Genomic DNA, 26,799 nt, shown 5'->3' with positions numbered 1-26,799 from the left:
CATGGCTCGGCAGACCGATCCCGTCATATAGCAAGTCTCGCCTGCGCGGAGGAGCGAATAGCTGCAATGTTGGCTTCGTAAGCCGGCTTTCCATCGCCCTTGAAGACAGCCGAACCGGCAACAAAGGCGTTGGCGCCGGCGCTCACGAGCGAGCCCACGGTGTCGGGCGTCACGCCGCCATCGACTTCGATATCGATTGGCCGGTCGCCGATCATGGCTTTGATGCGCCGGATCTTCTCGACCTGGCTTTCGATAAACTTCTGCCCGCCAAAGCCGGGATTGACGCTCATGACCAGTATGAGATCGACAACATCGAGACAGTATTCGATCACGCTTTCCGGGGTCGCCGGATTGAGTGACACGCCAGCCTTCTTTCCGAGGTTGCGGATGGTCTGCAGCGAGCGATGCAGATGCGGGCCGGCCTCCGCGTGGACGGTTATGATATCGCATCCGGCATCGGCAAAGGCTGCAAGGTAGGGATCGGCTGGCGCAATCATGAGGTGGCAGTCGAAGGACGCATCAGTCCAGCGGCGCAGTGCTTTGACCACAGGCGGGCCGAAGGTGATGTTCGGTACGAAATGGCCATCCATCACATCAAGGTGCACCCAATCGGCGCCGGCCTCGACAACATCCTTTACCTCTTCGCCGATTCTCGAAAAATCGGCCGACAGGATGGAGGGAGCGATGACGAGCGGGCGGGCGGTCATTGGATGTCCTTTGAAGATGGCCGGCAGGATGCTGACCGCCTAGCAGAGCCTGCCGAAGCGGACAAGAAAGGAGTCGGCGCTCAATCGTGCGTTACGATGTTGATGAGCGTGCCAAACGGATCGCGGGCGAAGAACCGACGAACGCCCCACGGCTCGTCCACCGGCCCATATTCTAAAGCAATATTTGCTGCCTCGAAGCGCCGAACGGCCTCATCGAAATCATCTACTTCAATCGAGATAGCGGGGAGGGGTGTGCCAGACCCGCCCTCGGTCGCAAACGTTACCTGCGGGTGGCTCCTTTGTCCTGATTGGTAGGTCCGTATCCAGCCCATGTCGAAGGGCAGCTCAAGCCCGATCAGATCGCCGTAGAATCTTTGAGCTTCTGCCGGATCGTCTGCCAGAATGTTGGGGACGATGCGCAAAACAGCCAACGCGGATCTCCTAAAGCTCTCTCCAGGCCGGCTTTGGATCGCCCGGCATGGACGTCGCTTCGTATACGCCTCGCGCAATGGCTCTCGCCATCGTCGATGCCGCAGCCGCGCAAAGATCGATCATTTCCTCTGTCTCGACCGCCTTTCTGCCCGGCTCGGCCGTCGAAAGGGCAAAGACAAGATCGCCGTCCATGGGCGTATGAGATGGCCACAAGGCGCGTGAATATCCGTCATGAGCGGCGATCGCCAGACGCTTGCACTGGGCCTTCGTCAGGGCCGCATCCGTTGCAACCACGCCGATGGTGGTATTGGCGTTTGGTGGCACAGGGCGATGCTTCAGCGTGATTTTTGCGGCGTCTTCGGGCATCAGCGCGGGCCATCCGAGATATCCGAGCTCGCCCTGCTCTTCGAAGGGAGCGGCCCAGAAATGGCGGCTCGACCCGACAAGCGGATTGCCAAGCGCATTGACCGCGACCAACGCACCGATCGTTCCGGCGCCCTCGACGATGGAGGACGCAGAGCCGATGCCGCCGCGTACCGTCGCTGTCATGGCACCGGTGCCAGCGCCGACGGAACCGAGCTCGACGTCGGAAGAAGCGTTTTCCAGCGCTTGGTGGCCGAGCCCGGCGTAGTCAGGTCGGGAGCCGTCGCCGCCTGCCATGAGATCGAAAATGATTGCTGCCGGCACGATTGGGACGTGGTGAGGGCCAACCGCGTATCCTTCACCCTGATCGGCAAGTCCTTTCATCACCCCGTCGGCCGCGGCAAGGCCAAAGGCCGAGCCACCGGAAAGGACGAGCGCGTGAATGCGTTCGACAGTATTTTCCGGGGCTAGCAGGTCGGTCTCTCGCGTGCCCGGAGCGCCGCCGGCAACATGCACAGCAGCGATCGACGGGGCCGGCGGGCGCAGGACCGTCACGCCGCTCTTGGCGCTCTCATCGGAGGCGTGGCCGATAAGGATGCCGGCAATATCCGCTATCGTGTTGCGGGGTCCAGCTTTCATTCATCTCTCCGTTTCGCTGCCTGGAGCAGTCTGTCGTCCCGACACTAGAATTTTCAATTCCTTACCGCCAGATTGTCTAGGGCTCTTGCCGGCATTGAGCCCTCCGCTCCACTTCCTATATGCCGGGGCAGTTATGAATGGCTTTCCGCTAGAGGAAAGTGAACACTCAGCGCAAAGGTGGCCCTTGCTTGTCAGTCGAGACGTCGATCCGAACTCCTATCGTGATGCGATGGCGCGATTTGCCGGCGCTGTTCATGTCGTGACAACGGATGGAGACGCGGGAAAGCGTGGTGTGACGATCATTGCCGGCTGTTCCGTTTCGGACGATCCGCCTACAGTGCTGGTCTGTCTCAACCGGCATAATCCAGCCAATGACGCTTTCATCGAGAATGGCCGGTTCGCGCTCAATACACTGCCGAGCGGCAAGATGGATCTGGCCGATGCCTTCGCAGGCTTCACGAAGGAGCCCCAGGATGCGCGTTTTGCACGTGGGGACTGGACGACACTCGAGACGGGCGCGCCCGTGCTTTCAGATGCAGCCTCCGTTTTCGACTGTGAAATCGAGCATGTGCACGATCATGCCACCCATCGCGTTCTTTTCGGGCGGGTGGCGGCTCTCGCAATCGGTCCCAGCCTTGCACCGCTGATCTATTACAATCGGGGCTATCGCCTTCTCTCGCCGGAGGAGGAGCAAAAGATGACCGCATCGGGGAGTGGTCGTGGATGATCGATCTGCCGCGCTCCATCGACCAGACGCAGGATCTCCTTTCCCGTCAGGATTATGTCGCGGATCGCTCGCTGGCGACGGTTCTCTATCTCTCCATGCGAATGAAGCGGCCGCTTTTTCTGGAAGGCGAGGCCGGGGTCGGCAAGACCGAGATCGCGAAGGTCCTTTCCGCCGGTCTGGGGCGCAAACTCATCCGCCTGCAGTGTTATGAAGGGCTGGATATCTCCTCGGCGGTCTATGAGTGGAATTATGCGGCGCAGATGATCGCCATCCGTGCCGCCGAGGCGAGTGGTGGAGCGATCGGCGATGATCTGGAAGACAACGTCTTCTCGGAACGTTACCTGATCCGACGGCCTGTGCTGGAAGCTCTGGAGCCGCAGGCGGAAGGTCCCCCCATCTTTCTGATCGACGAACTGGACCGGACGGATGAGGCCTTCGAGGCGTTTCTATTGGAGATCCTGTCGGATTTTCAGGTCACGGTGCCCGAACTCGGCACAATCAGGGCCGATGAACCTCCGATTGTCATCATCACCACTAACCGGACGCGCGAGATCCACGACGCGCTGAAGCGGCGCTGTCTCTATCACTGGGTTGATTATCCCTCGGCCGACCGTGAACTGGAGATCGTCTCCCGTCGTGTGCCCGATGCCTCGGAGAAGCTCGCGGCCGAAGTGGTAGCCTTCGTCCAGCGGCTTCGCGAAATGGATCTCTTCAAGGTGCCGGGCGTGGCCGAAACGATCGATTGGGCTACCGCCCTGATCGAACTCGACAAGATGGCGATTGATCCTGAAACCGTTTCCGACACGCTTGGGGTTCTTCTCAAGTACCAGGATGACATCCAGCGTCTTTCCGAGGGAGAAGCGGCAGACATACTGGGTGAGGTGAAACGCGAACTCTCGGCGGCGGAGTAAGTGGTTTGGCCGGCTCCGAAGACGCTCCAAAATTCGGTAGTGCCGCAAACCTGACAGAGCCGGGCGGCAGGGTTCCGAACGACGATACAACCAGCGGGATGGGAACATTCGGCCCATCCTTGGAGGGAATGCTCGTCAATTCGCCGGAGCACAGCAAACTCGCCGATAATATCGTCCATTTCGGCCGTACATTGCGCAAGGCGGGCATGAAGGTGGGGCCGTCATCGGTTGTGACGGCGATCGAGGCCGTTATGGCGGCGGGCATCGGCAGCAGAAGCGATTTCTACTGGACGTTGCATGCCGTCTTTGTGAAGCGCCGTGAAGACCATGCCACATTCGACGAAGCGTTTCGGCTGTTCTGGCGCTCGCGAGAGCTGATGGAAAAGATGATTGCGATGTTCTCGCCGACCATGCGCAAGGAAATCGAGCCGCAAAAGCCGAAAGCAGCGGAGCAGCGGGTCAGCGAAGCGCTGTTTGAAAAACACCATAGCGCCCAACCTGTACGCGAGAAGCCGGAGATCGAGGTTGATGCCCGGCATACGGTGTCCGGCAACGAGATTCTCCGCGAGAAGGACTTCGCCCAGATGACGGCGGCGGAACTTGCCGAGACGCGCCGCTCGATTGCCGAGTTGCGGCTCACGATGGACGAAGTACCGACGCGGCGTTTTCGACCGAATTCGCGCGGTCATCGATTCGATGGGCGATCGACCATGCGCCACGCCATGCGCAGCGGCGGCGATATCATCCTTCCGCGTTACAAGAAACAGAAGGCGGTTCACCCGCCTCTCGTGGCTCTGTGCGATATTTCGGGTTCGATGAGCCAGTATAGCCGTGTGGTCCTCCACTTCCTTCATGCTCTCGGCCACCAACGCACCGTCCACTCCTTCGTTTTCGGAACGCGCCTCACCAATCTCAGCCGCCAACTGCGCCACAAAGACCCCGATGAGGCGCTGGCGGACGTTGCTGCGAGTGTGAAGGACTGGTCGGGAGGCACTCGGATCGGCGAGACGTTGCACCGCTTCAATCGCGATTGGTCCCGCAGAGTTTTGGGGCAGGGGGCTGTTCTACTGCTCATAACGGACGGTCTCGAACGTGAGGGCAGCGAGACCCTCTCACGTGAGATGGAGCGCTTGCAGAAGAGTTGCCGGCGCCTCATCTGGCTCAACCCGCTTCTGCGATTTGATGGGTTCGAGGCGAGGGCAGCAGGCGTGCGCGCCATGCTGCCTTTCGTTGATGAGTTTCGTCCGGTGCATAATCTTGAAAGCCTCGCGGGACTGTGCGCTGCATTGTCCGGGCAATTGAAGGCGGGTGAGGCCGACCCGCGACCATGGATGATGGAAGGCCGGCCCGTCGAGCCGCACCGTTATTCCTTTACAGGCAAGGAGACCCATCATGCCGGAAGACGCCGCCTATCAAACGCATGACCCGTTACTGGCCGCTGAAAGCTGGCTTTCGGAAGGAAAAGGGGTTGCCCTTGCAACGGTCATAGAGACCTGGGGTTCGGCGCCACGCCCGGCCGGAAGTCATCTGGCCATCACGGAGGATGGTGAGTTTGAAGGGTCCGTGTCGGGCGGCTGCGTCGAAGGCGCTGTCGTCGCAGAAGCGGTCGATGTGATCGGACGGGCCGAGCCGAAGACGCTGGAATTCGGTGTTGCCGACGAGACCGCCTGGCGGGTCGGGCTTTCTTGCGGCGGACGCATTCGCGTTCTCATCGAACCATTGGGCTGACGATTGTGAAAGCGTCCATTCTCAACCAGATCAACGAAGCGCGCCAACGTCGAAAGGGCGCGGTCACGGTCTCCACCGAAGCGGAAGGCGTCCGTGAGCTTTTTCTCGAAGATGCCATGCCCGAAGGCCTGCTAGGAGATGCCACCGGCAAGGCGCTGAGAACGGGCAAGGCGATGAGCCAGGAGATCGATGGCGAGCTCCTTTTCTTCAATCCCTATGTTCCGCCGGTCCGCTTTGTGGTGATCGGTGCCGTACATATTTCGCAGGCTCTGGCGCCGATGGCCCGTCTCGCCGGTTATGAGATGGAAATCATCGATCCGCGCGCTGCGTTCGCAACGCCCGAGCGCTTCCCAGATGTCGCTTTGCACGCAGATTGGCCGCAGGATGTTCTGATGAACAGTCCTCTGGATGCCTATACGGCGCTGGCGGCGATCACACATGATCCGAAGATCGACGATCCGGCCCTGTCGGCGGCGCTCGAAGCGAACTGCTTCTATATCGGCGCGCTTGGAAGCCGAAAGACGCATGGGCGGCGTGTCGAACGGCTCAGGGAGGCCGGTTTCGATGACGCGGCCATCGCCCGTATCGATGCACCGATCGGAATGGATATCGGGGCGGCCAATCCTGCGGAAATCGCCGTCGCGATCCTGGCCCAAATGATTGCGGTGTTTCGTCGCCGCGGCATCGAGACGCAACACTGATGCGGTTCGGCTCCGTCTCTATCGAAGACGCGGCTGGCGCGACGCTTGCTCATTCGATCAATGTGGCGGATAAGCGCCTGTCCAAGGGCACGGTTCTCGACCGCGAAAATCTGCGGAAACTGGCGGATGCGGGTTTTGAGGAAGTGATCGTCGCGCGTGCAGATGAGGGTGACCTGACGGAGGATGCGGCGGCTGCGCGTATTGCCGCGGCATTTCAAGGACCGGATATCTTTTCTGGCGAAGCCACGACGGGCCGGGTGAACCTCCATGCCGAGCGGGCTGGTCTGGTGTCGATCAATGCCGGCATCATCAACGCTTTCAATGCGGTCGATCCCGCCATCACCATTGCGACACTTCCGGACAATGCGCCAGTCCGTGCCGGGCAGATGGTCGCGACGGTCAAGATCATCCCGTTTTTTGTATCTGAAACGATGGTCGATAAAGCCTTGTCCTGGGCGACAAATGGGGCGCGCGCGATCCGGTTGACTGCGTTTCGCTCCATGCGGGCCGGCCTCGTTCAGACGCGTGTTCCCGACATCGCGGAAAAAATGCTCGACAAGACGGCGGCTGTCGCCGCTGCGCGCCTGGCGCGTGCCGGTAGTCATATCGCTCGTGAAATGCGCGTTCCGCACGAAACCGATGCGTTGTCCCAAGCCCTTCGGCGGCTTGAAGCTGAGCATGATGTCCTGATCGTCTTCGGCGCAAGCGCGGTCGCCGATACTGACGATATCATCCCGGCCGCGCTTGAGCGCGCTGGTGGCCGCGTCGAACGCGTCGGCATGCCGGTCGACCCCGGCAATCTGCTGGTGCTCGGGACGCTGGCGGGAAAACCCGTCATCGGCGCGCCTGGGTGTGCGCGTAGCCCCAAGGAGAATGGCTTCGATTGGGTGCTCGATCGGGTTCTCGCGGGTCACTCGCCATCTTCGGACGATATCGCTGCGATGGGCGTTGGCGGTCTTTTGCAGGAAATCGAAACGAGGCCGCGTCCGAGAGAGACGGGTCCCCGGCACGTTCCCGTCTCTGCGATCATATTGGCAGCGGGCGGGTCCAGGCGCATGGGTGATCGGAACAAATTGCTGGCCTTGTTCGACGGAGAGCCCGCCGTCCATCGGGCAACCCGGATTGCGGTCGAAAGTGATGCGGTCGAGACTGTTCTGGTCTGCGGATACGAGGCCGAGCGGATTCATGATGCGGTTTCGGGGCTCGATGTGACGGTCGTAAACAATACCGACTTTGCCGAAGGCATGGCGAGTTCGCTACGCAGCGGTCTCACGGCTATCGAAGAGGGGCATGGAGCCCTGATCCTCTTGGGAGATATGCCTCATGTGGAAACGCGGCATCTGAACGTGCTTATCGAGGCGTTCGAGCGACGAGGGGGCAGAGCCGTCATCCGCGGAAGCTGCGAGGGCCGCGCCGGCAATCCGGTCATTCTTCCGCCGGGGATCGTTCGGGAGGCGGCATTGCTGACCGGAGATACCGGTGCGCGTCATCTTATCGAGGCAAGTGGCGCGCCGATCGATCTGGTCGATATTGGCGAGGCCGCGCTGACGGATATCGACACGCCGGAAGCGTTGCTGGCAGCCGGTGGAAAGTTTGCCGATTGATGGCAGGACCCCAGTCAAAGCGCGGCGCAAATCGCTTCCATCCTCATGGGTCAGGTCTCGCGGCACGCCTCTTGTCATCGCGATGGAATGATCTGATGCTGCTTCGATGAGCTTAGCCAGAACGATGAGCGCGGGGCTTGGCCTGCTCTGGATCTCGCTGTCATGCCCTGCAGCAGCCATGGCGGATGGCCTGCAGCTTGCGCCCTACAAGGATGCGCTGTTTGCAAATATCGTCATTGGCGAGCGTGATGGTGGCGCATTTCGCGTCGTCGATTATCAGGAAAAGCGCGACATCAACGGCCGGGATGCCGTTCCCGAACGCCGCGTGCAACGCAAATATATCGATATGTCGGTAAGGGAGCAGGAACGACGTCTGGCGATGCCGGTCGATGACGGGGTGGTGCCCTTCATCGCGACCGGGAAGATGAATGAGGCTTCGGTCATCACAGTCTTTCTGCACGGCAAGGGCGGCGATGAAGAACTTGGTAGCCGGGATCTTATTTTCGGCGGTAACTTCAACCGCATTCGAAACCTCATGGCACGCAATGGAGGCCTCTATGTCACGCCGACATTCGCGGACTTCCAAGATAAAGGCGCGGCACAGATTGCAGCGCTGATCGGGGCATTGGCTGCGCGTTCGCCTGGTGCTCCCGTCATTCTCGCCTGCGCATCGATGGGCGGATATATTTGCGACCGGCTGGCTCAACGTTCCGATACCGTCGACCGGCTCGCCGGGATGATCTATCTGGCTGCGCCATCGAGCTCCGACTTTTCCGCCACTGCCGCGTTTCGGAAACGGCTGCCGGTCTTCATCGGGCATGGCAGCCGCGATCCCGTCTTTCCGATTGAAGGCGCAGAGCAGCTCTATCGGCGCCTTTCTTCATCGGGAACGTATCCCGTGCGTATGACCCGCTATGAAAGCGGCAATCACGGCACGCCGATCAGGATGGTGGACTGGCGAAGCGTCATCAACTGGATATTGGCTGCCCAAAAGGAGGTAAGATGACAGACCACCATGTCGATCCAGACAAAGAGACCTTTCGTGCGTTTCGGGAGATGGATCGCGAGGGACCCTTGCATATGCTCAACCTTGTGAGGTTGCGCGAGAGCGCCGAATATGAAGACGGGCGGGAGGTATCCGGCGCCGAAGCCTATGCCGCCTACGGCCGTGAAAGCGGCCCGGTCTTTCGGCGGCTCGGCGGAAAGATCGTTTGGCGCGGCCGTTTCGAATTCATGCTGATCGGCCCATCGGAGGAGCAATGGGACCATTGTTTCATCGCTGAATATCCAAGCCTTTCAGCGTTTGTAGATATGATTCGCGATCCCGTCTATCGCAAGGCGGTGAAGCATCGCCAGGCTGCCGTTTTGACGTCGCGTCTGATCCGGACCGAACCGCAGAAAGCCGGAGAGGTCTTTGGCTAAATAAAAAACCCGCCACGAAAGGCGGGTTTTTAAAACTGCGATAAGGGCGGCTTTCAGAAGCTGCCAATCCGACCATTGTCGAGATTACGCATGCGGCGTTCCAGGTCGGCCAGATCGGTCGCACGGGACAGGTACTCTTCCTCGCGCACGCGGCGGCTCCGGAAACGGAAAAAACGGTTAGCCATCGTTACTTCCCCTCGGGTTTTTTCGGCTGCTGTTGAAGGGAATATGGCCGCGCTCAGGGATATGTTGAAGCGCTTATGTTGCGGAGCAGCATTGCAAGAATGCATGGCTTGCAGGAGCCATGCAAAATCGCTTCAAGCCTCGGTCAGCGCATGTGGCTCTTGTTCGCTCAGATCGTCCGGATCGGCCTGCGGGAAGGTGAGGACGGCACGGGTGCCATTCTCTCGCTTCATGATGAGTTCGCCGCCGAGCTGCATGGCAAAAGCACGCGCGATCTGCATACCGAGCGAGTCAGATTGTGAGAGTTCGAAACCGTCTGGAATTCCATGACCGTCATCCGCAATGCATAGCGCGACCATGTCGGTATCCGACTTTTTGACCTCGATCTGAATATGTCCGTTTTCACGGCCCTCAAAGCCGTGTTCGATCGAGTTGGCGACCAGTTCCGCGGCAATAAGGCCGACAGGAACGGACTGCGTACTGGAAAGGACAACGTCCTTCGTGGACTCGTCCGTTACCACACGATGCGAGATAGAATGACTGCCGCCAGCGGCTTCGATCACGTCGGGCACCATCTCATTGAGAAAATCCTTGAGCGGGATGCGCTGACCATGGGGATTGTGCAGTGCACGCTGGATTTTGCTGACCAGTTGCAGTCGCCGAATAGCTTCGTCGACGATTTTCATCGCCTCCGCATCGCTGATGCGCCGTTTCTGCATCTGCATCAGCGATGCGACGACCTGCAGATTATTGGACACGCGGTGCTGCAATTCACTGAACATGAACTCCCGGCTTTGAGCGAGTTCCGCACTGCGACGACGCTCTTCCGCCAGCCTGTGAAGAGCGCGGCTCATGATGTTGATAATTGCGAGGTCGATACCGACGATGAAGATATAAAAGCCGAGCGCCAAGGCCGAATTGGCGTTCAGGGCAAAGCTGCCATAAGGTGCAATGAAGAAGTACCAAGCCGCCAGTCCGCCTGCGATGGACGTCACAATTCCCGGCCAAAGCCCGGCGACGAATGTGGTGATGATAACGGCAGGCAGGAAAGTGATGTAAGGGAAGCCGATCGGCAGATCGAGGTTGAGCGCATAGCGTACGCCAAACGCGATCACGAATGCAGCGGCGGCGAAAATCCAGCGGCCAGCTCCCTCGATTTCCATCGACATCAAGCGGTTTTCACGAACCGTCAGCCCGCGCGTTCGTCCCTGTTCAAACGTTATCGCCACAGCGATTCTCCGCCTAGTCCCCTATCAGCGTTTTCAAGGGTTGGCAGTTAATTGAGGCCGGTTGAGGGCGGCGGCACCCTCCTAGGGATAGACAACGCCACCCGTGGCGCGGCGTGGCTTGCCAGAATTTTCGGGTAGCGGGATGAAATCGTCTTCGTCGCCCGGTACCGTCGTGAACCGTCCCTGTCGCCATTCCTCCTTCGCCTGCGCGATGCGCTCGGCGCGAGAAGAGACAAAGTTCCACCAGATATAGCGTGGGCCACCCATCGGCGATCCGCCGAAGAGCATGAATCGGGCGTCTTCGGTTGCCTTCACGGTGATGGGATCGCCTGGCCGAAGAACCAGAAGCTGATTAGGTCCGAAACTCTGTCCGGCGATCTCGATATTGCCGCCGATCGTGTAGAGCGCCCGCTCTTCAAAATTCGCATCGATCGGTGCGGACCGTCCGCTCTGCAATTGCACGTCGGCGTATAGCGTTTCCGATGCGGTCTGGAGCGGCGATGAAGCGCCCATCCATTCTCCGGCGATCAGGCGTGCCTCTACGCCATGATCGGAAATGATCGGCAAATCGGACACGCCATGATGTTTGAAAGCCGGGTCGCGTTCCTCGGCGTCTTCCGGAAGCGCGACCCAAGTCTGAATCCCGAAGAGTTTCTGACCGTTCTGCCGGCGATCTTCGCTGGTCCGTTCCGAATGGACGATGCCGCGCCCGGCCATCATCCAGTTCACCGCGCCTGGCTGTATGGCGATGTCGGTGCCAAGGGAATCGCGGTGGCGAATTTCGCCGTCGAACAGGTAGGTGACGGTCGCCAGGTTGATGTGCGGATGTGGTCGCACATCGATACCCTGATCGGTCAGAAATTCCGCAGGCCCCATCTGGTCGAAGAAGATGAAAGGGCCGACCATTTGCCGTTTGGTCGAGGGAAGGGCGCGCCGCACCTCCATTCCGCCAAGGTCGACAGCGCGGGGGACGATCAGCGTCTCGATCGCATCGACACTTTCCGCATTGCCGGGAACAGGATCGGGACAGGGCGAAAAGGACATGACGCTTACCTCTCAATAGAAAACGGCACCCGTCGATCTAACGCTTCAGGACGTCCTGCCAATCGCTGTGGCGCTCGATCTGCGCCTTGGCGAAAGGGCAGAGCGGAATGATCGTCCGGCTTTCGGCGCGCGCATCTTCAACCCCGCGCTTGACCAGCGCCTCGCCCACACCCCTGCCTCGAAGGGAGTCCGGCACGCCGGTGTGGTCGATGATAATGGAGCCTTGGCCCACGCGCGAATAGGTCATCTCGGCTTCATGGCCGTCGATTCTGGCGATGTATCGACCTTTGGTCTCGCCTTCTTCTCGGTTGATTTCGATCTCGGGCGTCATGACTCGTGTCTCGTCGTGGATTTCGATCCGCTGGCCTATCGCCGATACTGGCACGTCTAACCCGCCAGAACCATCGCCCAGTAGAGCTTGCCGCTCTGACTTTTCGCCGAGGCGATGCCGTAGGCCTGCATATGTTTGTCGAGCATGTTGCGACGGTGGGGCGGGGATTGAATCCAAGAGGCCACCGCGCGCCCGAGGTTGCTTTGTCCTGCGGCGATGTTCTCGGCGTAGTACTGTCCGCGGTAATAGGGCCGGACACGCTCGGCGAACGGGCCGCCTGCCGCGTGGCTCATCGTTTCTTTTGACGCCATGGCATCGGCCTGCCGCTGGGCCGCACGGACGAGACCGCTATCGCGCCGAAGTGATGAGAGGCCCGCATCGCGCCTCAGTTCATTCACCGCCTGATCGCCAGAGAGCGTGAGAAGGTTGGCATCGAAGCGACCTGTAGAACACCCCGCAAGCGCAAAAAGCGACGTTGCGATGAGGGCGCGGCGGTTTATCGGCATCGAATCGGCTCCGTGAGGTTGTTACAGCGCGTTGCGCAATCGCTATGGCAGCAAGAGGGCACCCGGCAAGGTCAGTATCGAATGCAGCTATTTGCCTGAGGTCTCGAAATGGGAACGGAGCGTCACCTGCCGCCATGTATCGATTTTTTGAGCTGGCGCCCCAGCTAAGGCTGCCGACCGATTATTTGTGATGGAACCGCCATGTCTGCCGCGCCGGCACAATTCATACTGGACGTTCAGAACGTTTCGAAAACCTATGATGACGGCTTCAAGGCCCTCCAGAACATCGACCTGCAGATCAGGAAGGGCGAGATTTTTGCGCTGCTCGGGCCTAATGGCGCCGGCAAGACGACGCTGATCTCGCTGATCTGCGGTCTCGCCCAGCTCAAGGAAGGCACGATCCGGGTCGACGGCCATGACGTCGTCAAGGATTTCCGCGCGGCGCGGGCGAAGATCGGCCTCGTTCCCCAGGAACTGACGACCGACGCTTTCGAGACGGTCCACAATACGGTGGCCTTTTCGCGAGGCCTGTTCGGCAAGCCGGCGGACGATGCCGTCATCGAACGGACATTGAAGGCGCTGACCCTTTGGGACAAGCGGGACAATCAGTTGCGCACCCTGTCGGGCGGCATGAAGCGGCGCGTCCTGATCGCCAAGGCCCTAGCCCACGAGCCGGAAGTGCTGTTCCTCGACGAACCGACCGCCGGCGTCGATGTGTCGCTGCGCCGCGAGATGTGGAACGTGGTCGGCGAATTGCGTGAAGGCGGCGTCACGGTGATCCTGACCACGCACTATATCGAGGAGGCCGAGGAAATGGCCGACCGGATCGGCGTCATTTCGGGCGGCCGGCTGATCGTGGTCGAGGAAAAGGCCGAACTGATGCGAAAGCTGGGCTCCAAGGACCTCACCATCGTCCTTCAAGACCCGATCGATACGCTGCCCGCGGGCCTCGAACGCGACGGCCTTTCGCTGGAAGAGGGCGGCCGGACGCTACGCTACAGCTACGACACGCAGGCCGAGCGGACCGGCATCGCCCGGCTGATGAGCGATATCGCCGAGAGCGGCATTGCGGTGCGCGATGTCGAAACGCACCAATCCACCCTGGAGGATATTTTCGTGAACCTCGTGGAGCAGAACCGATGAACTGGTATGCCGTCTGGGCCATCTACAAGTTCGAAATCGCGCGCGCCCTCAGAACCTTCACGCAATCGATCATTTCTCCGGTCATCTCGACATCGCTCTATTTCGTCGTCTTCGGCGCGGCGATTGGCTCGCGCATCGACGAGGTCGACGGGGTGTCCTATGGCGCCTTCATCGTGCCCGGTCTGATCATGCTTCAGCTTCTGACGCAGTCGATCAGCAACGCCTCCTTCGGCATCTATTTTCCACGCTTTGCGGGGACGATCTATGAAGTCCTGAGCGCGCCCATCTCGGCCATCGAGGTGGTGCTCGGCTATGTCGGCGCGGCGGCGACCAAATCGATCTTTCTCGGTCTCATCATCCTTGCGACGGCGATGGTGTTCATGGATTTCGAGATCCGCCATCCATTTCTGATGCTGCTCTTTCTGGTGCTGACCGCCGCGACCTTTGCGCTTTACGGGTTTATCATCGGCATATGGGCGGACGGCTTCGAGAAGCTGCAGATCGTGCCGCTTCTGGTGGTCACGCCGCTCGCCTTTCTCGGCGGCACCTTCTACTCCATCGATATGCTGCCGCCCTTCTGGCAGGATGTCAGCCTTATCAATCCGGTGGTCTATCTCGTCTCGGGCTTCCGCTGGGCCTTCTATGAGAGCAGCGACGTGACGGTGGCGATCAGCCTCGGCATGACGCTCGTCTTCATGGCGATCGCGCTGGCCATCATTTCGTGGATCTTCAAGACCGGGTGGCGGATGAAACCGTAATTCCGGGGGGACGCAGATTTCCTCCTCCCTCTTCGGAACGGCAGCCTTTTGCGAACATTGATGGCGGGCAACCGATAAAGGACCGATCATCATGCAGCCTTCCACCGAACCCGCTACCGACATGGATACCGTCAGCGATGCCGAACATCGCAAGAAGGTCGTCGAACTGGTCAAACAGGCGCGGTCCTGCATGTTCGGCACCTATACGCGGGAAGGGCTTCACCATTCGCGTCCGATGGCGGCGGTCAGCCATGAATATGGCGACGAACTCTGGTTCTTCACCAGCGCCGAGAGCCGCAAGATCGGCGAGATCGAAGCCGACCCGCGCGTCACGCTGCATTACTCCGATGATGACAACAAAAACTGGGTTTCGGCGGTCGGCCGCGCATCGATCCACAATGATCGGCAGAAGATCGAGGAACTGTGGTCCGAGCCGGTGCGCACCTGGTTTCCCGACGGCACCGACGATCCGCGCCTGCGGCTGATCCGCGTGGAGCTGGAAACCGCCGAATATTGGGATTCGCCCAGTTCGGCCATCGTCTATGGCTTTGGCTATCTGAAGGCCGCAGTGACCGGCAAGCAGCCATCCTCCGGCGATAACAAGCAGGTGAAGATGTAAGCCGATCCGAAAAAGGCCGGGCATCGAGCCCGGCCTTTTTGTATCGAGCGCGATCGGGACGCGTCAGTCGTCCAGCATATGCAGGTCGATCTTTTCCTCAAAGCACTTGGCCTTGATTTCCTGCGGCGGGCGGCCGAGCTTGACCGAGGCAACCTTCACCGGCGCGTTCTCGTCATTGAGCTGGCGGAGCATGGCGATCTCGTCATCGCTCCAGTCCTTGCCTTCGTTCTCGCGCATTGCGGGGGTGATGTCTTCGCTCATTGTCCGTCCTTTCGATGGGGCATGTCATTGCGGTTCGAAAGGGGAATGCTCGACGGGGAGGGTGGTTGCGCGGAGAGGACGCGCTCTATTGGCACCACGCCCAGCCGATGCCGTCTGGCTATTGGAAGAGGTGGAGTTCAGGGCCGGCGGAGCGTCGCGCCAATAAGCCTGGTTGGTAAGGGGGCGAAACGGGTTCCGCCAGCCCGGCTCATTTGTCTCTGGGCGTTCGATCCCGAAGCCTTCCCGGCCACGTCTCCCTTTCGGGAGGTAGGGGCCCGTGACTTCGAAAAAGGCGTGGTTTGGCCTCCGCGTCAGCGGCAGTTTTCAAAGCCCACCAATCGACTTCACTCCAGCGCAGTGGCCAAAGGACGTGCTGTATCCACGGGCGAACGCACCGGCTGCGGACGCCCCGCCATGCAAAGCCTCGCCCCCGCCGGGCCTCCGGTCCGCGACCCGGCACTCCATGGAAGGCGATGGTGGTGAGGATAAGGGAGGTGGGCGAGGGGTGGATAAAGGACGATGACGCCTTCGAAAATCAAAATTGTCGACTAAGTAAAACCGTAAGATCCTCGGCCATTTCACTTTTCTGAGTGCTCAAAACGGCTCTTGGCCTTACAGCTGGCTGTAGAAGCACCGGAGTTGGTTCGGTCCCCCATATTCGGATTTTTATTCCGTTCGGATTGTTGTTTGCGTCACCGCGGGTGCGCCATCCCCAGTGATCGGCTCCATGAATATTGACTGCGGGAGCCACACGTCGAATGCGCTCGGTTTCATCGGTATGTTTAAGAATCATATCAGAAATCGAGAAGCACATCTCGATCTGGTCCAAAATATTTTCTTGGATAATAGCCATTTGGCTGGTATTATTTGATTCAATCGGCAGTGACATTAATATATCGCCGTTTGGATATATAGTAACACTTCTATCATGTTGTTCACATATGAGATTGTCATCCACTACGTGCATCTTGCTTCCATCATTTCGATCGAAAAACGCCGACGCTCTCGAAAAAAGAAGCGAAAACATAAAATCCTTAAGTTCGGGAGCGTCGATCTGGCTAGGTCGTAAAATTTGCTGCTCGGGGCCCACCGCCACAGCCATTTCCAAAAACGCTCTGTGATTATTGTGCCGAATGGAATTTTCGGCCAGCATGGAAATTGCACGCTTCTTCAAAATTGAATCATCTGGTTGACCAGCTGCGTTCTCCAAACTTTTTCGATGCAAGACACCAACGAGCTTATCAGTGAGCTCGCTGGGATGATCGTAATTTCCTGTAAAACAACCATTCTCCCATTTCTGAACCTCCTCGACAAACTGCTGCTGATCCGGTTCTCGATTAGACATATTTTTTATATAAACTATTAGATCTTTCGTGCCCGCAGCTTCTCGGAATTCTTCGTGGGTAGCCGACAAGCCGGAAGCTTGTGGAAATCCATAGCGCTCCCCCAAAAGGAGAATAACTAAATCCGATTCACGCACCCCACGTAAGCATGTATTTCGTGGTGATGTGGATGAAGGGTCAAAATCCTCAGCGCGGATGATCTGATGGCCGATCATTCGAATAGCGCGGAAGGCGGCTTCTCTATCATCCTCGAAATCACGCATTACAGAACTGAGAAATATCTTCATTTTCCATTTTCCTAGAAAAAATAGCGCCAACAGTCGTCAGCGCTATTGATTGCCACGTTTATTCGCGTCGCAAATCGGTTCGATTACATTGAGGGCAATGGACTGGCGATAGAGATTTCAATTGACTCCTAGCGTCGCGCAGTTCGTCGTGAGTCAATATTTCACAAGAGAAATTATGGCCACAGTTAAGGCAGTGGTACCGAACAGTTTGAGGCATCACTCTCCTCCTTTCTCACGCAACGTTACGCTGTCGACCAGGCACACTGGTTGACATCTGTTGGTCGGAGGAACAGCATTGTCTCGCACGGACTAGTGCACGGGACTCAGGGCGGCGTGAGCTCCCTGTCTGTTCCAGGGCGATGCAGCGGTAACTGCATCGCCCTTTTAATTTCTTCTCCCCCTCCGCTCCCGTCAACTGACTCACTTTTTCCAAACGTGTGGAAAACATGGAGGAAGTGATTGTGGAGCACTATTGGAATCTCTTAGGTTGCGCTGGCGTCTGGATTTCGTATTTCGATCTATATGATGCTACTATATCTAGTGGCTTAAGTCGCGCAAGCGGCGATTCGGACAAATGGCAGGTTTTTGTGGAAATCTCCACTCGTTCGGTTTTTCCAGCTTTTCCACACCCGCTTTGCAAGTCGTCCACAGAATTTGGGTAGTCGTTCGTCCTTCGATGCAAGCTGGGCTTTGCAGATAAGAATTCTCTATTTGTTCTTCTGGCAAAAGAGGCGCGGTTGCCCGCGCCTCTCCTTCATTACCTTTTAGCTACACCCACTCGTGCTTCCACACGTGTCGCACTTCTCGCAGGTGCCGTTGCGGACCATCGTGAAGTTCTGGCATTCGGGGCAGCTATTGCCCGTATAGCCCATGGAGAGGGCCTTCACGCGGCGATTGGCTTCCAGCTTCTTGGCTTCGGCGCGGGCGGCTTCGGCGGAAGAGGCGTTGTCCTCGGTGAAGAGGCCGGTCGCGCCTTCCTCCTGATGGTCGAGGGCGATGTCCTCGGCAAAGTCCTTCTGGCGCTCCTCATAGTCACGCTTAAAGGCGGCGGGGTCCTCGTTGAGGTCGAGCGCGACGGCAACCGCCGCGCCACCCTTCGATGCTGCCGCCGTGGCTGCTGCATTGCCCGACTTGGCGCTGGCCGTGTTGGTGTTGGCGCCTGTCGGGGCGCCGCTGCCACCGGCAAAACCTGCCGGCACGGCGTCGATCGCGTCGCGGCCCGGGACCAGCTTCAGCGTGTGGCCACGCGTCCAGCCCTTGGAAACCGGGACGGTCTTGCCTTCCTTGATGCCCTTGCCGAGGGCCGTCGTCTCGAAATTGGACTGGTCGACATGGGCCAGTTCGTTCTGGCCGAGATAGGAGACGGCCAGTTCGCGGAAGACGTAGTCAAGGATCGAGGTGGCGCTCTTGATGGCGTCATTGCCGATGACGGGGCCGGCGGGATCGAACTTGGTGAAGGTGAAGGCCTCCACATATTCTTCCAGCGGCACGCCATATTGCAGGCCCAGCGAGATGGCGATGGCGAAGTTGTTCATCATGGCGCGGAAGGCGGCACCTTCCTTGTGCATGTCGATGAAGATCTCGCCGAGGCGGCCATCATCGAATTCGCCGGTGCGCAGATAGACCTTGTGCCCGCCAATGACAGCCTTCTGGGTGTAGCCCTTGCGGCGGTTCGGCAGCTTGTCGCGAAGACTGCGAACCTGCACCTCGCGCTCGATGATCTTTTCGACGATCTTCTCCGTCACATGGGCGGCGCGGGCCGAGGCCGGGGCCTCCAGCAGCTCTTCCAGCAGATCGTCCTCGTCTTCATCATCTTCCACGAGCGAGGCGTTGAGCGGCTGGCTGAGCTTGCTGCCATCGCGGTAGAGGGCGTTCGCCTTCAGCGCCAGCTTCCATGAGAGCATGTAGGCCGCCTTGCAATCCTCGACCGTCGCCTCGTTCGGCATGTTGATGGTCTTGGAGATCGCACCGGAGATGAAGGGCTGGGCGGCCGCCATCATGCGGATGTGGCTGTCGACCGACAGATAGCGCTTGCCGACCTTGCCGCAGGCATTGGCGCAGTCGAAGACGGGCAGGTGCTCATCCTTCAGGTGCGGTGCGCCTTCCAGCGTCATCGCGCCGCAGACGTGGATGTTGGCGGCCTCGATCTCCTTCTTGGAGAAGCCGAGATGCGGCAGCAGTTCGAAGCTCATATCCTCGAGCTGCTCGTCGGTGACGCCGAGATCCTTCAGCAGGTCTTCGCCAAGCGTCCACTTGTTGAAGACGAACTTGATGTCGAAGGCGTTCTTCATCGCCTCGTTCAGCATGGCGATCTTGTCGTCCGGCAGGCCCTTGGCGGCAAGCGTCGCCGGGTTGATGGCGGGCGCCTGGTTCATGTTGCCATGGCCGACGGCGTAGGCTTCGATCTCGGCAATATCGCTTTCGCTGTAGCCGAGTGTGCGCAGCGCCTCCGGCACGGCGCGGTTGATGATCTTGAAGTAGCCGCCGCCGGCCAGCTTCTTGAACTTCACGAGGGCGAAGTCCGGCTCGATGCCCGTCGTATCGCAATCCATGACGAGACCGATCGTGCCGGTCGGTGCGACGACGGTCGCCTGCGCGTTGCGGTAGCCGTGTTCCTGGCCCTTTTCGAGAGCGCGGTCCCAGGCGGCCTTGGCGCGGGTGGCCAGGTCGTCATCTTCCAGATTGGCGTGGTCGAGCGGCACCGGATTGACGGCGAGATGCTCGTAGCCATCCGCTTCGCCATGCGCCGCACGGCGGTGATTGCGGATCACCCGCAGCATGGCGTCGGCATTGTCCTCGTAGCCGGGGAAGGCGCCAAGTTCGGATGCCATTTCGGCGGAGGTCTCGTAGGCCACGCCCGTCATGATGGCGGACAGCGCCCCGCAGATCGCGCGGCCTTCGTCGCTGTCATAGGGAATGCCGGCGGTCATCAGCACGCCGCCAATGTTCGCAAAGCCGAGGCCGAGCGTGCGGTAGCGGTAGGAGAGTTCGGCGATCTGCCGGCTCGGGAACTGCGCCATCATGACCGAGACTTCCAGCACGACGGTCCACAGGCGTACGGCATGCTCGTAATCGTCGAGCTTCATGCGACGGGTTTCACGGTCGTAGAACTGCAGCAGGTTCAGCGAGGCGAGGTTGCACGCCGTGTCGTCTAGGAACATGTATTCGCTGCACGGATTGGAGGCGTTGATGCGGCCGCCCGACGGGCAAGTGTGCCAGTCGTTCATGGTGGTGTTGAAGTGCAGGCCCGGATCGGCAGAGGCCCATGCGGCATAGCCGATCTTGTCCCAAAGATCGCGGGCGCGGAGCGTCTTCATCGGCTCGCCGGTCTTGCGCGAGGTGAGGTGCCAGTCGAGATCGGCCTCGACAGCGCGCAGGAAGTCATCCTTCAGCGAGACGGAGTTGTTAGAGTTCTGGCCGGCGACGGTGAGGTAGGCTTCGCTGTCCCAGTCGGTGTCGTAGGTCTTGAACTCGATATCGATGTAGCCCTGTCGCGCGAACTGGATGACGCGCTGAATGTAGTTCTCGGGCACCTGATCGCGCTTGGCCGCCTTGATCGTGCGCTTCAGCTCCGGGTTCTTCTTCGGATCGAAGCAATCGCCATCGGGGCCTTCGCAATGGACACAGGCGCGGATGATCGCTGCCAGATGCTTCTTGACGATCTTGGAGCCGGTGACGAGCGCGGCAACCTTCTGCTCTTCGTTCACCTTCCAGTCGATGTAGTTCTCGACATCCGGGTGATCGATATCGACGACCACCATCTTGGCGGCGCGGCGCGTGGTGCCGCCGGATTTGATGGCGCCGGCGGCGCGGTCACCGATCTTCAGAAAGCTCATCAGGCCGGAGGACTTGCCGCCACCGGAGAGCTTTTCGCCTTCGCCGCGAAGCGAGGAGAAGTTGGAGCCCGTGCCGGAGCCATATTTGAACAGGCGCGCCTCACGCACCCACAGATCCATGATGCCGCCATCGTTCACCAGATCGTCGGCCACGGACTGGATGAAGCAGGCATGCGGCTGAGGGTGCTCATAGGCCGACTGGCTCTGCTCAAGCTTGCCGGTGAAGGGGTCGACGTAGAAATGGCCCTGGCCGGGACCGTCAATGCCGTATGCCCAGTGCAGCCCGGTGTTGAACCATTGCGGGCTGTTTGGCGCGACGCGCTGGGTTGCGAGCATGTAGGCCAACTCATCGCGGAAGGCGGAGGCGTCTTCCTCGCTGTCGAAATAGCCGCCTTTCCAGCCCCAATAGGTCCAGGTGCCGGCAAGGCGGTCAAAAACCTGGCGGGAATCGCTTTCACCGACATAGCGCTCGTCTTCCGGCAGTTCGGCGAGTGCCTCTTCATCGGCAACCGAACGCCAGAGGAAGGACGGCACATCGTTTTCCTCGACCTTCTTCAGGCGTGCCGGTACGCCGGCCTTGCGGAAATATTTCTGCGCGATGATGTCGGCGGCCACCTGGCTGAACTGCGCAGGCACGTCGATATTCTCGGCGCGGAATACGATCGAACCGTCGGGATTGCGGATCTCGCTGGTCGCCTTGCGAAAGGCGATGGATTCGTAGGCCGACTGCCCAGCCTCGGTGAAACGTCGCGTGATCTGCATCTTGCTTCCCTCGTTTGTGGGCGCTTTTCAGGCCCTATATATAGTGTCGGACGCGGCCAATTCCTCGCAGGCACGGCCCATCTTCAAAACATCATGGATCCTGAGCGGCCCGAAATTCGGCATAGCGCGGACATCCCCGTTCTCCGCTGGTTCCGCAGGCCGGCCCGATCATGGATTTCGTTGGTTTTGAAACAGCGACCTCTACATGTCGCGCTTCGATGGTGAGTAGACTACTAGATGTGGGGTTAATCAACCCCTAATTTTCGCCGTCCCGTTCAAATCTTTGTCACGGAACGAGACAGTGTGACAGGGCTGCACCACCCCTGTCCGCCTAAAAAGAGCCGAGTCGCTCCTCATATCAATAGGCAGGCCAAAGCGAGGCCGGAATATCCCGAAAATACTAAATCTTGTATTGGGAGGATTGGGGATATCGTGGAGTAGTGGATTTTGCAGACGGGCAGGGCTTGTCGCCTACCCGTCTGGCGCGAGCCCTCAGACGAAAGCCCGGAGTATGTGGAAGATAATCGCGGACATTACCGCAGTGGCCGGGACGGTGACGACCCATGCCGCGCCGATGGTGGTGACGTGGGCGCGGCGCACAAGCCGGCGCTGACGAACGACTTCCGGCGAAGGCGGAGGGACGGTCCGGTCTTGCGCAGACGTTTTCATATTGATCGAAGTTCCCCCGGATGCCTCGCGGCGGGCGGCGATATAGCGACGGCGGCGCCTGGAACGCGAGGTCCACATTTCACGGAAAAAGCCGACGCCGAAGACGGCGCCAACCGCGATATGTGTGGAAGAGACAGGCAGGCCGAACCAGGATGCGATGATGACGGTTATGGCGGCCGATAGGGCGACGCAGAAGGCCCGCATCGGATTAAGCTTGGTGATCTGACTGCCGACCAGCCGAATCAGCTTGGGCCCGAAAAGCAGAAGGCCGAGCGATATGCCGGCAGCTCCGATCAGCATCACCCATAGCGGGATTCCGACCTCGGCCGCGACGCTGTCGGCCGTGGTCGCATTGACCACCGCGGCGAGAGGACCGACCGCATTGGCCACATCGTTGGCTCCGTGGGCAAAAGACAGCAAGGCTGCGGAAATGATGAGCGGAATGCGAAACAGCTTGCGGAGCGACTGATTGCGGTTTTCCATCCCTTCGGATTGCGACCGGATGAGTGGATGAAAGATCGCCCAGCTGAGCGCGAAGGTGGTCGCGCCGATCATCCAGATCATCGCGCCATCGACTGTGACGATCTTTTTCAGACCTTTCATGGTGAGATAGGCGGCGAAGGCTCCGAACATGATGGCCACAAATATCGGCACCCATCGGCGCGCCGCTGCAATCTTGTCTTCGCGATAGACGATCAGAGCCTTGACCAGATAGAGGAAGAAAGCGGCAATGAGGCCGCCGAGCACCGGCGAGATCACCCAACTGGCGGCAATTGCGCCCATCACGCTCCAGTCGACCGTCGAAAAACCTGCAGCCGCGATGCCGCCGCCCATCACACCGCCCACAATCGAATGGGTGGTCGAGGCCGGCGCATTGATGGCAGTGGCGAGGTTGACCCAAAGACCCGCCGCGATGAGAGCGGCCATCATGGCAGCGATAAAGACGTGCGTGTCGGCAAGGTCGCCCGGATTGACGATGCCCTTGGAGATCGTATCGACGACATCGCCACCGGCGATAAGAGCGCCTGCGGTTTCGCAGACGGCGGCAATCACGAGCGCGCCGCCCAGGGTCATAGCTTTGGCGCCGACGGCGGGGCCGACATTGTTGGCGACATCGTTGGCGCCGATATTCATCGCCATGTAAGCGCCGATCGCCGCTGCCGCGACGATCGTGATCATCGCCGGAGAACCGGACAAGCCGATCGATACCAGCGTGATGACCAGCACCATGAAGAGGAAGGCAATGCCGACGCCGACCAAAGGACGGTTCACGGCACTCGTGGCGGCTTCGATTTCGCCGACGCGTGACAGATCCTTGTCGAGCGTATCCTTACGGAATGTATCGGCCATGCGGGCGGCGTCTCCCTGGTTCTTCTTCCATGTCTGTCGTCGGACTAGGCCATGCCATTATCACGCTGACAACCAAAGGAGCCCTCTTGGATCGATCAATCCAAGAGTTTCTGGGCGGCGTCATGGATCAAGGCCGCAAGTTGGCTTTCGTCGACGGCCGTAGCAGCTTCGTCCGGCGACATCCATCGGACCTGCCGTTGTCCGGCTTCGGGGTAATCTTCCGCCAGGCGCTCGACTTGGAGGGCATGGACAACGATGCGCATGCGCCGCGTGGCGCCGGCACCGAGATATTTCCGTCCGTCATATATGCCGAGTGGCTCTTTGTGGATTTGCCCGACGACGCCTGCTTCCTCGAATGCCTCGCGTTGCGCAGCCTCGGCCGTCCCTTCGCCCTTTTCGATGCCGCCCTTGGGAAGGATCCATCGCTTGGTGCGACGGCTCGTGATCAGCAGGAATTGCAACGCGCCGTCTTCTTCGACCCGATAGGCCAGCGCCGCAGCCTGCAGCTTGGGCGGCGGGGCTCCCATGAGGGAGGCGATCCATCCGAGGCTGTAATCGACGGCGCGGAGGAACTTCATCCGGTCAGCGCTCTGATCCTAGTCAAAATCCGCGCCGGCAATCGGCTGTGCGTAGGTCACGTCCAGATCCCATGGGAAATAGATCCATGTGTCCTGACTGACCTCGGTGATGTAGGTATCGACGAGCGGCCGGCCGGCCGGCTTTGCATAGACTGTGGCAAAGTGGGCTTCGGGCAGCATCTCCCGGACGAATGAGGCGGTACGGCCTGTATCCGTCAGTTCGTCCACGATCAGAACATCGCGTCCACCGTCGCTGCTGATGGAGGCATCAATCTCTTTCAGAAGGCGCAGCTCGTTCTGTTCGGTGCCGATCTCGCCGGTATAGGAGACAACGCAGACCGTTTCGATCGTCCGGATATTCAGTTCGCGCGAGACGATCGCCGCCGGCACCAGTCCGCCTCTCGTGATGCAGACGATGGCCCGGAAGGACTTTTCACGACCTGAGAGGCGCCAGGCAAGAGCGCGGGCATCGCGGTGAAACTGATCCCAGGAAACGGGAAAGGCTTTATCGGGAAGGGTCATGAAAGCAGGTCTCCGTTTGGATGCAACCGCGAGCGCTCTTGCAACCTATTGGGCGCATGCGTGGTCAGCAAGCTTGTGTCTTCCCGAAGCCCCAATGAGAAGGCTCTGCGGCTAGTTTTCCCCGACCAGTTCGTCGAGCATGGCAATAATATCGGCCCTCGCATCGGCGACAGCGCCCGCATCGATGCCACGGATGACGATCTCGGCAGTGTAGTGCGTACCGTCATGGCGCGGGTAGGAACCGATGGACATCGACGGGTAGCGCTCTGCGATCTCGGCGAGAGCCTCACCGAAGACGCCTTCGCCGAGGCCGGTCGCCACGGTTTCGATCTTGAGCGGCTCGGAAAGCTGCAGGGTCGGCAGGACCGCATCAAGCATGGCGGAAAAGACCGATGGAATACCGGCCATCACATAGATGTTCAGCGCGACGAAGCCCGGCGCGGCCGACACGCGGTTCTGGATCAGGGACGAACCCTCGGGCATGCGCGTCATGCGGCGTCTCGCCGCCGTGAAGGGCAGGTTCCGCTCGTGGTAATACTCTTCGAGAATGGCGATAGCCCTATCATCCTCGATCAGCGGTTGTCCGACCGCCTCTGCGATCGCCGCGGCGGTGATGTCGTCATGGGTCGGGCCGATACCGCCACTTGTAAAAACGTATGTGTAGGAACGGCGCAGCGCGTTTACTGCATCCACGATGCGCGCCGTCTCATCGGGAACGACCCGAATTTCGCGTAGGGCAATGCCGACCGGGTCCAGGCGTTCAGCCAGATGGCCGGCATTGCGGTCTTTCGTTCGGCCCGAAAGAATCTCGTCGCCGATGACGAGCATCGCGGCAGTTGGTGGTTTGTCGGTAGGAGGCATCGTCATCCTGAGCGGGGTGAGGGGGTTCGCATTCGTGGCGTGAAGATCGAGAATGGTGCCCCCTGCCGGACTCGAACCGGCACGACCGAGGTCGAGGGATTTTAAGTCCCTTGCGTCTACCTGTTCCGCCAAGGGGGCGCCTTAATGCGGCGCGGACGGTATAGCGGCCTCCGGCTATCCGCAAGCACAGAAAATCTATGGCACAAGGCTGGGGGAACGGTCGGCCCGCATATTTCATGGGGGTGGCAAATCTGCTTTCTTAAAGAACAAGGTGTGCAGAGCGCGGAACAGCAATGAACGATGTCCTGATTCATGAACGGGGCCGCGGCCGCGGCGCAAAATCGTTTTCCGAGATTCCCTTGAAGGGATGGAAGGACATTCTGCTTCGCACCTTTCGCTCGATCAGCGCTGACAGGGTCATGCTCGTGGCCGGCGGCGGAACGTTTTACGTCCTCCTTGCTCTCGTGCCGGCCCTTTCGGTGCTCATCAGCACCTACGGGTTGCTCTTCGACCCGGCCTCACTGGCGGACCATCTCGCGCTGATGTCGGCATTCATGCCGGCGGCCGCCATAGACCTGATCCGCGGGCAGCTTGAGCGGCTGACGGGGCAGGACAGCGCGACGCTCTCCTTTGCTTTCCTGTTCTCTCTCGCCATTGCGATCTGGAGCGCCAATTCCGGCATGAAGGGCGTCTTCGAGGCCATGAACGTCGCCTACAATGAGACGGAGAGCCGGAACTTCTTTCTCCTGAACGCCGTCTCTCTGCTCTTCACTCTCGGCGCCGTCTTCGCCGTTATCTGCATGGTGGCCGTCGTGATCGTGACGCCCGTGGTGCTCGAGTTCCTTCACCTCGGTGGGCTGGACCCGGTTATACGCATCGGCGGTTTCGCTTTTCTGGCGGTGATGATGATCTTCGGCCTGATGCTGCTTTATCGCTATGGTCCCAGCCGCAAGAATGCACAGTGGAAATGGCTGCCGGTCGGCGCCGTCGCAGCCGTCGTTCTGGTCATGATCGTCTCGGTTGCCTTTTCCTATTACGTTTCCAACTTTGCCGACTACAACGCGACCTATGGGTCGCTTGGGGCCATTGTGGGCTTCATGACTCTGATCTGGCTGACGCTCACCATCGTGATGCTCGGGGCCGAGCTGAACTCTGAGATCGAGCACCAGACCGCAGAGGATACGACGGTCCGTCCCGAAAAGCCCCTCGGAACACGCGGCGCGTTTGTCGCCGATCATCTTGGCGAATCGACCGCCAGCCAAACCTGAGCAAAGGTGAATTTC

27 protein-coding genes and 1 tRNA gene are annotated in these 26,799 nt (G+C 59.7%); 12 read left to right on the top strand and 16 right to left on the bottom strand.

Annotation, left to right across the window (positions count from 1 at the left end; all coding sequences use genetic code 11):
- Positions 1 to 23: 23 nt before the first annotated feature.
- From rpe to D8780_RS07415, 3 genes are all read right to left on the bottom strand, one after another.
- Entirely contained in the window at positions 24 to 707 is a 684-nt protein-coding gene (gene rpe / locus D8780_RS07425) for a ribulose-phosphate 3-epimerase (RefSeq protein ID WP_121645028.1), read from the bottom strand.
- Positions 708 to 787: 80 nt separating this feature from the next.
- Positions 788 to 1,138: a VOC family protein gene (locus tag D8780_RS07420; RefSeq protein WP_121645027.1), complete on the bottom strand. Its 351-nt coding sequence runs from the start codon at positions 1,136 to 1,138 to the stop codon at positions 788 to 790.
- Positions 1,139 to 1,148: 10 nt separating this feature from the next.
- Positions 1,149 to 2,141, bottom strand: coding sequence for a P1 family peptidase (locus D8780_RS07415; protein WP_121645026.1), 993 nt, complete (start codon positions 2,139 to 2,141; stop codon positions 1,149 to 1,151).
- A 184-nt stretch (positions 2,142 to 2,325) separates the two neighbouring features.
- Between D8780_RS07415 and D8780_RS07410 the strand changes: the two genes are divergently transcribed.
- The 8 genes from D8780_RS07410 (at position 2,326) to D8780_RS07375 (ending at position 9,234) form a co-directional block, all read left to right on the top strand.
- A complete protein-coding gene (locus tag D8780_RS07410; protein ID WP_121645025.1) occupies positions 2,326 to 2,868 on the top strand; it encodes a flavin reductase in 543 nt (180 codons plus the stop codon).
- Positions 2,865 to 3,779, top strand: a complete 915-nt coding sequence (locus tag D8780_RS07405) for an AAA family ATPase (protein ID WP_121645024.1) — start codon at positions 2,865 to 2,867, stop codon at positions 3,777 to 3,779. Before D8780_RS07410 ends, D8780_RS07405 begins: the two co-directional genes overlap by 4 nt.
- 128 nt (positions 3,780 to 3,907) lie before the next feature.
- A complete protein-coding gene (locus tag D8780_RS07400) occupies positions 3,908 to 5,203 on the top strand; it encodes a vWA domain-containing protein (protein ID WP_121645023.1) in 1,296 nt (431 codons plus the stop codon).
- Positions 5,172 to 5,507 carry an XdhC family protein gene (locus D8780_RS07395; protein WP_121645022.1) on the top strand — a complete coding sequence of 112 codons (336 nt, stop codon included), beginning with the start codon at positions 5,172 to 5,174 and terminating at the stop codon, positions 5,505 to 5,507. The genes D8780_RS07400 and D8780_RS07395 overlap by 32 nt, the downstream gene beginning before the upstream one ends.
- A 5-nt stretch (positions 5,508 to 5,512) precedes the next feature.
- Complete coding sequence (locus D8780_RS07390; RefSeq protein WP_245412287.1) at positions 5,513 to 6,208, top strand: XdhC family protein; 696 nt, start codon at positions 5,513 to 5,515, stop codon at positions 6,206 to 6,208.
- Positions 6,208 to 7,812, top strand: a complete 1,605-nt coding sequence (locus D8780_RS07385) for an NTP transferase domain-containing protein (RefSeq protein WP_121645021.1) — start codon at positions 6,208 to 6,210, stop codon at positions 7,810 to 7,812. Before D8780_RS07390 ends, D8780_RS07385 begins: the two co-directional genes overlap by 1 nt.
- Positions 7,813 to 7,918: 106 nt before the next feature.
- Positions 7,919 to 8,818, top strand: coding sequence for an alpha/beta fold hydrolase (locus D8780_RS07380; RefSeq protein WP_121645020.1), 900 nt, complete (start codon positions 7,919 to 7,921; stop codon positions 8,816 to 8,818).
- Positions 8,815 to 9,234 (top strand): DUF1330 domain-containing protein, encoded by a 420-nt coding sequence (locus D8780_RS07375; RefSeq protein ID WP_121645019.1) that lies wholly within the window; start codon positions 8,815 to 8,817, stop codon positions 9,232 to 9,234. The genes D8780_RS07380 and D8780_RS07375 overlap by 4 nt, the downstream gene beginning before the upstream one ends.
- Positions 9,235 to 9,287: 53 nt before the next feature.
- Here the strand turns inward: D8780_RS07375 and D8780_RS15730 are convergent, their stop codons facing one another.
- The 5 genes from D8780_RS15730 to D8780_RS07350 form a co-directional block, all read right to left on the bottom strand.
- The gene (locus D8780_RS15730; protein ID WP_158598460.1) at positions 9,288 to 9,419 is read right to left on the bottom strand and encodes a DUF3563 family protein; all 132 of its coding nucleotides are present in this window, start codon (positions 9,417 to 9,419) and stop codon (positions 9,288 to 9,290) included.
- Between the two features lie 132 nt (positions 9,420 to 9,551).
- Positions 9,552 to 10,646 (bottom strand): sensor histidine kinase, encoded by a 1,095-nt coding sequence (locus tag D8780_RS07365; RefSeq protein ID WP_121645017.1) that lies wholly within the window; start codon positions 10,644 to 10,646, stop codon positions 9,552 to 9,554.
- Positions 10,647 to 10,727: 81 nt separating this feature from the next.
- A complete protein-coding gene (locus D8780_RS07360; RefSeq protein WP_121645016.1) occupies positions 10,728 to 11,690 on the bottom strand; it encodes a pirin family protein in 963 nt (320 codons plus the stop codon).
- A 37-nt stretch (positions 11,691 to 11,727) separates the two neighbouring features.
- Positions 11,728 to 12,021 (bottom strand): GNAT family N-acetyltransferase, encoded by a 294-nt coding sequence (locus D8780_RS07355; RefSeq protein WP_121645015.1) that lies wholly within the window; start codon positions 12,019 to 12,021, stop codon positions 11,728 to 11,730.
- A 56-nt stretch (positions 12,022 to 12,077) separates the two neighbouring features.
- Entirely contained in the window at positions 12,078 to 12,527 is a 450-nt protein-coding gene (locus D8780_RS07350; RefSeq protein WP_121645014.1) for a CAP domain-containing protein, read from the bottom strand.
- Between the two features lie 201 nt (positions 12,528 to 12,728).
- Between D8780_RS07350 and D8780_RS07345 the strand changes: the two genes are divergently transcribed.
- The 3 genes from D8780_RS07345 to D8780_RS07335 all read left to right on the top strand — a co-directional run bounded on the left by D8780_RS07345 (position 12,729) and on the right by D8780_RS07335 (position 15,047).
- A complete protein-coding gene (locus D8780_RS07345; RefSeq protein ID WP_121645013.1) occupies positions 12,729 to 13,670 on the top strand; it encodes an ABC transporter ATP-binding protein in 942 nt (313 codons plus the stop codon).
- Complete coding sequence (locus D8780_RS07340; protein ID WP_121645012.1) at positions 13,667 to 14,428, top strand: ABC transporter permease; 762 nt, start codon at positions 13,667 to 13,669, stop codon at positions 14,426 to 14,428. The genes D8780_RS07345 and D8780_RS07340 overlap by 4 nt, the downstream gene beginning before the upstream one ends.
- 91 nt (positions 14,429 to 14,519) lie before the next feature.
- Positions 14,520 to 15,047: a pyridoxamine 5'-phosphate oxidase family protein gene (locus D8780_RS07335; RefSeq protein WP_121645011.1), complete on the top strand. Its 528-nt coding sequence runs from the start codon at positions 14,520 to 14,522 to the stop codon at positions 15,045 to 15,047.
- 63 nt (positions 15,048 to 15,110) lie between these two features.
- On the opposite strand, the gene D8780_RS07330 is transcribed toward D8780_RS07335, so the two are convergent.
- The 8 genes from D8780_RS07330 to D8780_RS07290 all read right to left on the bottom strand — a co-directional run bounded on the left by D8780_RS07330 (position 15,111) and on the right by D8780_RS07290 (position 25,654).
- Positions 15,111 to 15,308 carry a hypothetical protein gene (locus tag D8780_RS07330; protein ID WP_121645010.1) on the bottom strand — a complete coding sequence of 66 codons (198 nt, stop codon included), beginning with the start codon at positions 15,306 to 15,308 and terminating at the stop codon, positions 15,111 to 15,113.
- 535 nt (positions 15,309 to 15,843) lie between these two features.
- Positions 15,844 to 16,938, bottom strand: a complete 1,095-nt coding sequence (locus D8780_RS07325) for a DUF4062 domain-containing protein (RefSeq protein WP_121645009.1) — start codon at positions 16,936 to 16,938, stop codon at positions 15,844 to 15,846.
- A gap of 764 nt (positions 16,939 to 17,702) precedes the next feature.
- Complete coding sequence (locus tag D8780_RS07315; protein WP_121645007.1) at positions 17,703 to 21,536, bottom strand: vitamin B12-dependent ribonucleotide reductase; 3,834 nt, start codon at positions 21,534 to 21,536, stop codon at positions 17,703 to 17,705.
- Positions 21,537 to 22,028: 492 nt separating this feature from the next.
- Positions 22,029 to 23,555 (bottom strand): inorganic phosphate transporter, encoded by a 1,527-nt coding sequence (locus D8780_RS07310; RefSeq protein WP_121645006.1) that lies wholly within the window; start codon positions 23,553 to 23,555, stop codon positions 22,029 to 22,031.
- 95 nt (positions 23,556 to 23,650) lie between these two features.
- Entirely contained in the window at positions 23,651 to 24,133 is a 483-nt protein-coding gene (locus D8780_RS07305; RefSeq protein ID WP_121645005.1) for an NUDIX hydrolase, read from the bottom strand.
- Between the two features lie 18 nt (positions 24,134 to 24,151).
- Positions 24,152 to 24,655, bottom strand: coding sequence for a xanthine phosphoribosyltransferase (gene gpt, locus D8780_RS07300; RefSeq protein ID WP_121645004.1), 504 nt, complete (start codon positions 24,653 to 24,655; stop codon positions 24,152 to 24,154).
- 111 nt (positions 24,656 to 24,766) lie between these two features.
- Positions 24,767 to 25,522: a competence/damage-inducible protein A gene (locus D8780_RS07295; protein ID WP_425373623.1), complete on the bottom strand. Its 756-nt coding sequence runs from the start codon at positions 25,520 to 25,522 to the stop codon at positions 24,767 to 24,769.
- Positions 25,523 to 25,569: 47 nt separating this feature from the next.
- Positions 25,570 to 25,654 (bottom strand) — tRNA-Leu (locus D8780_RS07290).
- A gap of 155 nt (positions 25,655 to 25,809) precedes the next feature.
- Here D8780_RS07290 and D8780_RS07285 point away from each other — a divergent pair.
- A complete protein-coding gene (locus D8780_RS07285) occupies positions 25,810 to 26,784 on the top strand; it encodes a YihY/virulence factor BrkB family protein (RefSeq protein WP_121645002.1) in 975 nt (324 codons plus the stop codon).
- Positions 26,785 to 26,799: the final 15 nt, after the last annotated feature.

The organism is Notoacmeibacter ruber (genome assembly GCF_003668555.1).
In the GTDB taxonomy this organism is placed as follows: domain Bacteria; phylum Pseudomonadota; class Alphaproteobacteria; order Rhizobiales; family Rhizobiaceae; genus Notoacmeibacter; species Notoacmeibacter ruber.
Note: the sequence above shows the minus strand (reverse complement) of the source record. Positions and strands in the feature narration are given on the sequence as shown.

Excerpts from the sequence above, each read along its gene's own strand:
- D8780_RS07405 (WP_121645024.1), top strand. The coding sequence starts at position 2,865 with ATGATCGATCTGCCGCGCTCCATCGACCAGACGCAGGATCTCCTTTCC.
- D8780_RS07380 (WP_121645020.1), top strand. The coding sequence starts at position 7,919 with ATGAGCTTAGCCAGAACGATGAGCGCGGGGCTTGGCCTGCTCTGGATC.
- D8780_RS07395 (WP_121645022.1), top strand. The coding sequence starts at position 5,172 with ATGCCGGAAGACGCCGCCTATCAAACGCATGACCCGTTACTGGCCGCT.
- gpt (WP_121645004.1), bottom strand. The coding sequence starts at position 24,655 with ATGACCCTTCCCGATAAAGCCTTTCCCGTTTCCTGGGATCAGTTTCAC.
- D8780_RS07285 (WP_121645002.1), top strand. The coding sequence starts at position 25,810 with ATGAACGATGTCCTGATTCATGAACGGGGCCGCGGCCGCGGCGCAAAA.
- D8780_RS07310 (WP_121645006.1), bottom strand. The coding sequence starts at position 23,555 with ATGGCCGATACATTCCGTAAGGATACGCTCGACAAGGATCTGTCACGC.
- D8780_RS07330 (WP_121645010.1), bottom strand. The coding sequence starts at position 15,308 with ATGAGCGAAGACATCACCCCCGCAATGCGCGAGAACGAAGGCAAGGAC.
- rpe (WP_121645028.1), bottom strand. The coding sequence starts at position 707 with ATGACCGCCCGCCCGCTCGTCATCGCTCCCTCCATCCTGTCGGCCGAT.
- D8780_RS07305 (WP_121645005.1), bottom strand. The coding sequence starts at position 24,133 with ATGAAGTTCCTCCGCGCCGTCGATTACAGCCTCGGATGGATCGCCTCC.
- D8780_RS07355 (WP_121645015.1), bottom strand. The coding sequence starts at position 12,021 with ATGACGCCCGAGATCGAAATCAACCGAGAAGAAGGCGAGACCAAAGGT.
- D8780_RS07375 (WP_121645019.1), top strand. The coding sequence starts at position 8,815 with ATGACAGACCACCATGTCGATCCAGACAAAGAGACCTTTCGTGCGTTT.
- D8780_RS07385 (WP_121645021.1), top strand. The coding sequence starts at position 6,208 with ATGCGGTTCGGCTCCGTCTCTATCGAAGACGCGGCTGGCGCGACGCTT.
- D8780_RS07400 (WP_121645023.1), top strand. The coding sequence starts at position 3,908 with ATGCTCGTCAATTCGCCGGAGCACAGCAAACTCGCCGATAATATCGTC.
- D8780_RS07350 (WP_121645014.1), bottom strand. The coding sequence starts at position 12,527 with ATGCCGATAAACCGCCGCGCCCTCATCGCAACGTCGCTTTTTGCGCTT.
- D8780_RS07295 (WP_425373623.1), bottom strand. The coding sequence starts at position 25,522 with ATGACGATGCCTCCTACCGACAAACCACCAACTGCCGCGATGCTCGTC.
- D8780_RS07345 (WP_121645013.1), top strand. The coding sequence starts at position 12,729 with ATGTCTGCCGCGCCGGCACAATTCATACTGGACGTTCAGAACGTTTCG.
- D8780_RS07315 (WP_121645007.1), bottom strand. The coding sequence starts at position 21,536 with ATGCAGATCACGCGACGTTTCACCGAGGCTGGGCAGTCGGCCTACGAA.
- D8780_RS07360 (WP_121645016.1), bottom strand. The coding sequence starts at position 11,690 with ATGTCCTTTTCGCCCTGTCCCGATCCTGTTCCCGGCAATGCGGAAAGT.
- D8780_RS07325 (WP_121645009.1), bottom strand. The coding sequence starts at position 16,938 with ATGAAGATATTTCTCAGTTCTGTAATGCGTGATTTCGAGGATGATAGA.
- D8780_RS07415 (WP_121645026.1), bottom strand. The coding sequence starts at position 2,141 with ATGAAAGCTGGACCCCGCAACACGATAGCGGATATTGCCGGCATCCTT.
- D8780_RS07335 (WP_121645011.1), top strand. The coding sequence starts at position 14,520 with ATGCAGCCTTCCACCGAACCCGCTACCGACATGGATACCGTCAGCGAT.
- D8780_RS07340 (WP_121645012.1), top strand. The coding sequence starts at position 13,667 with ATGAACTGGTATGCCGTCTGGGCCATCTACAAGTTCGAAATCGCGCGC.
- D8780_RS15730 (WP_158598460.1), bottom strand. The coding sequence starts at position 9,419 with ATGGCTAACCGTTTTTTCCGTTTCCGGAGCCGCCGCGTGCGCGAGGAA.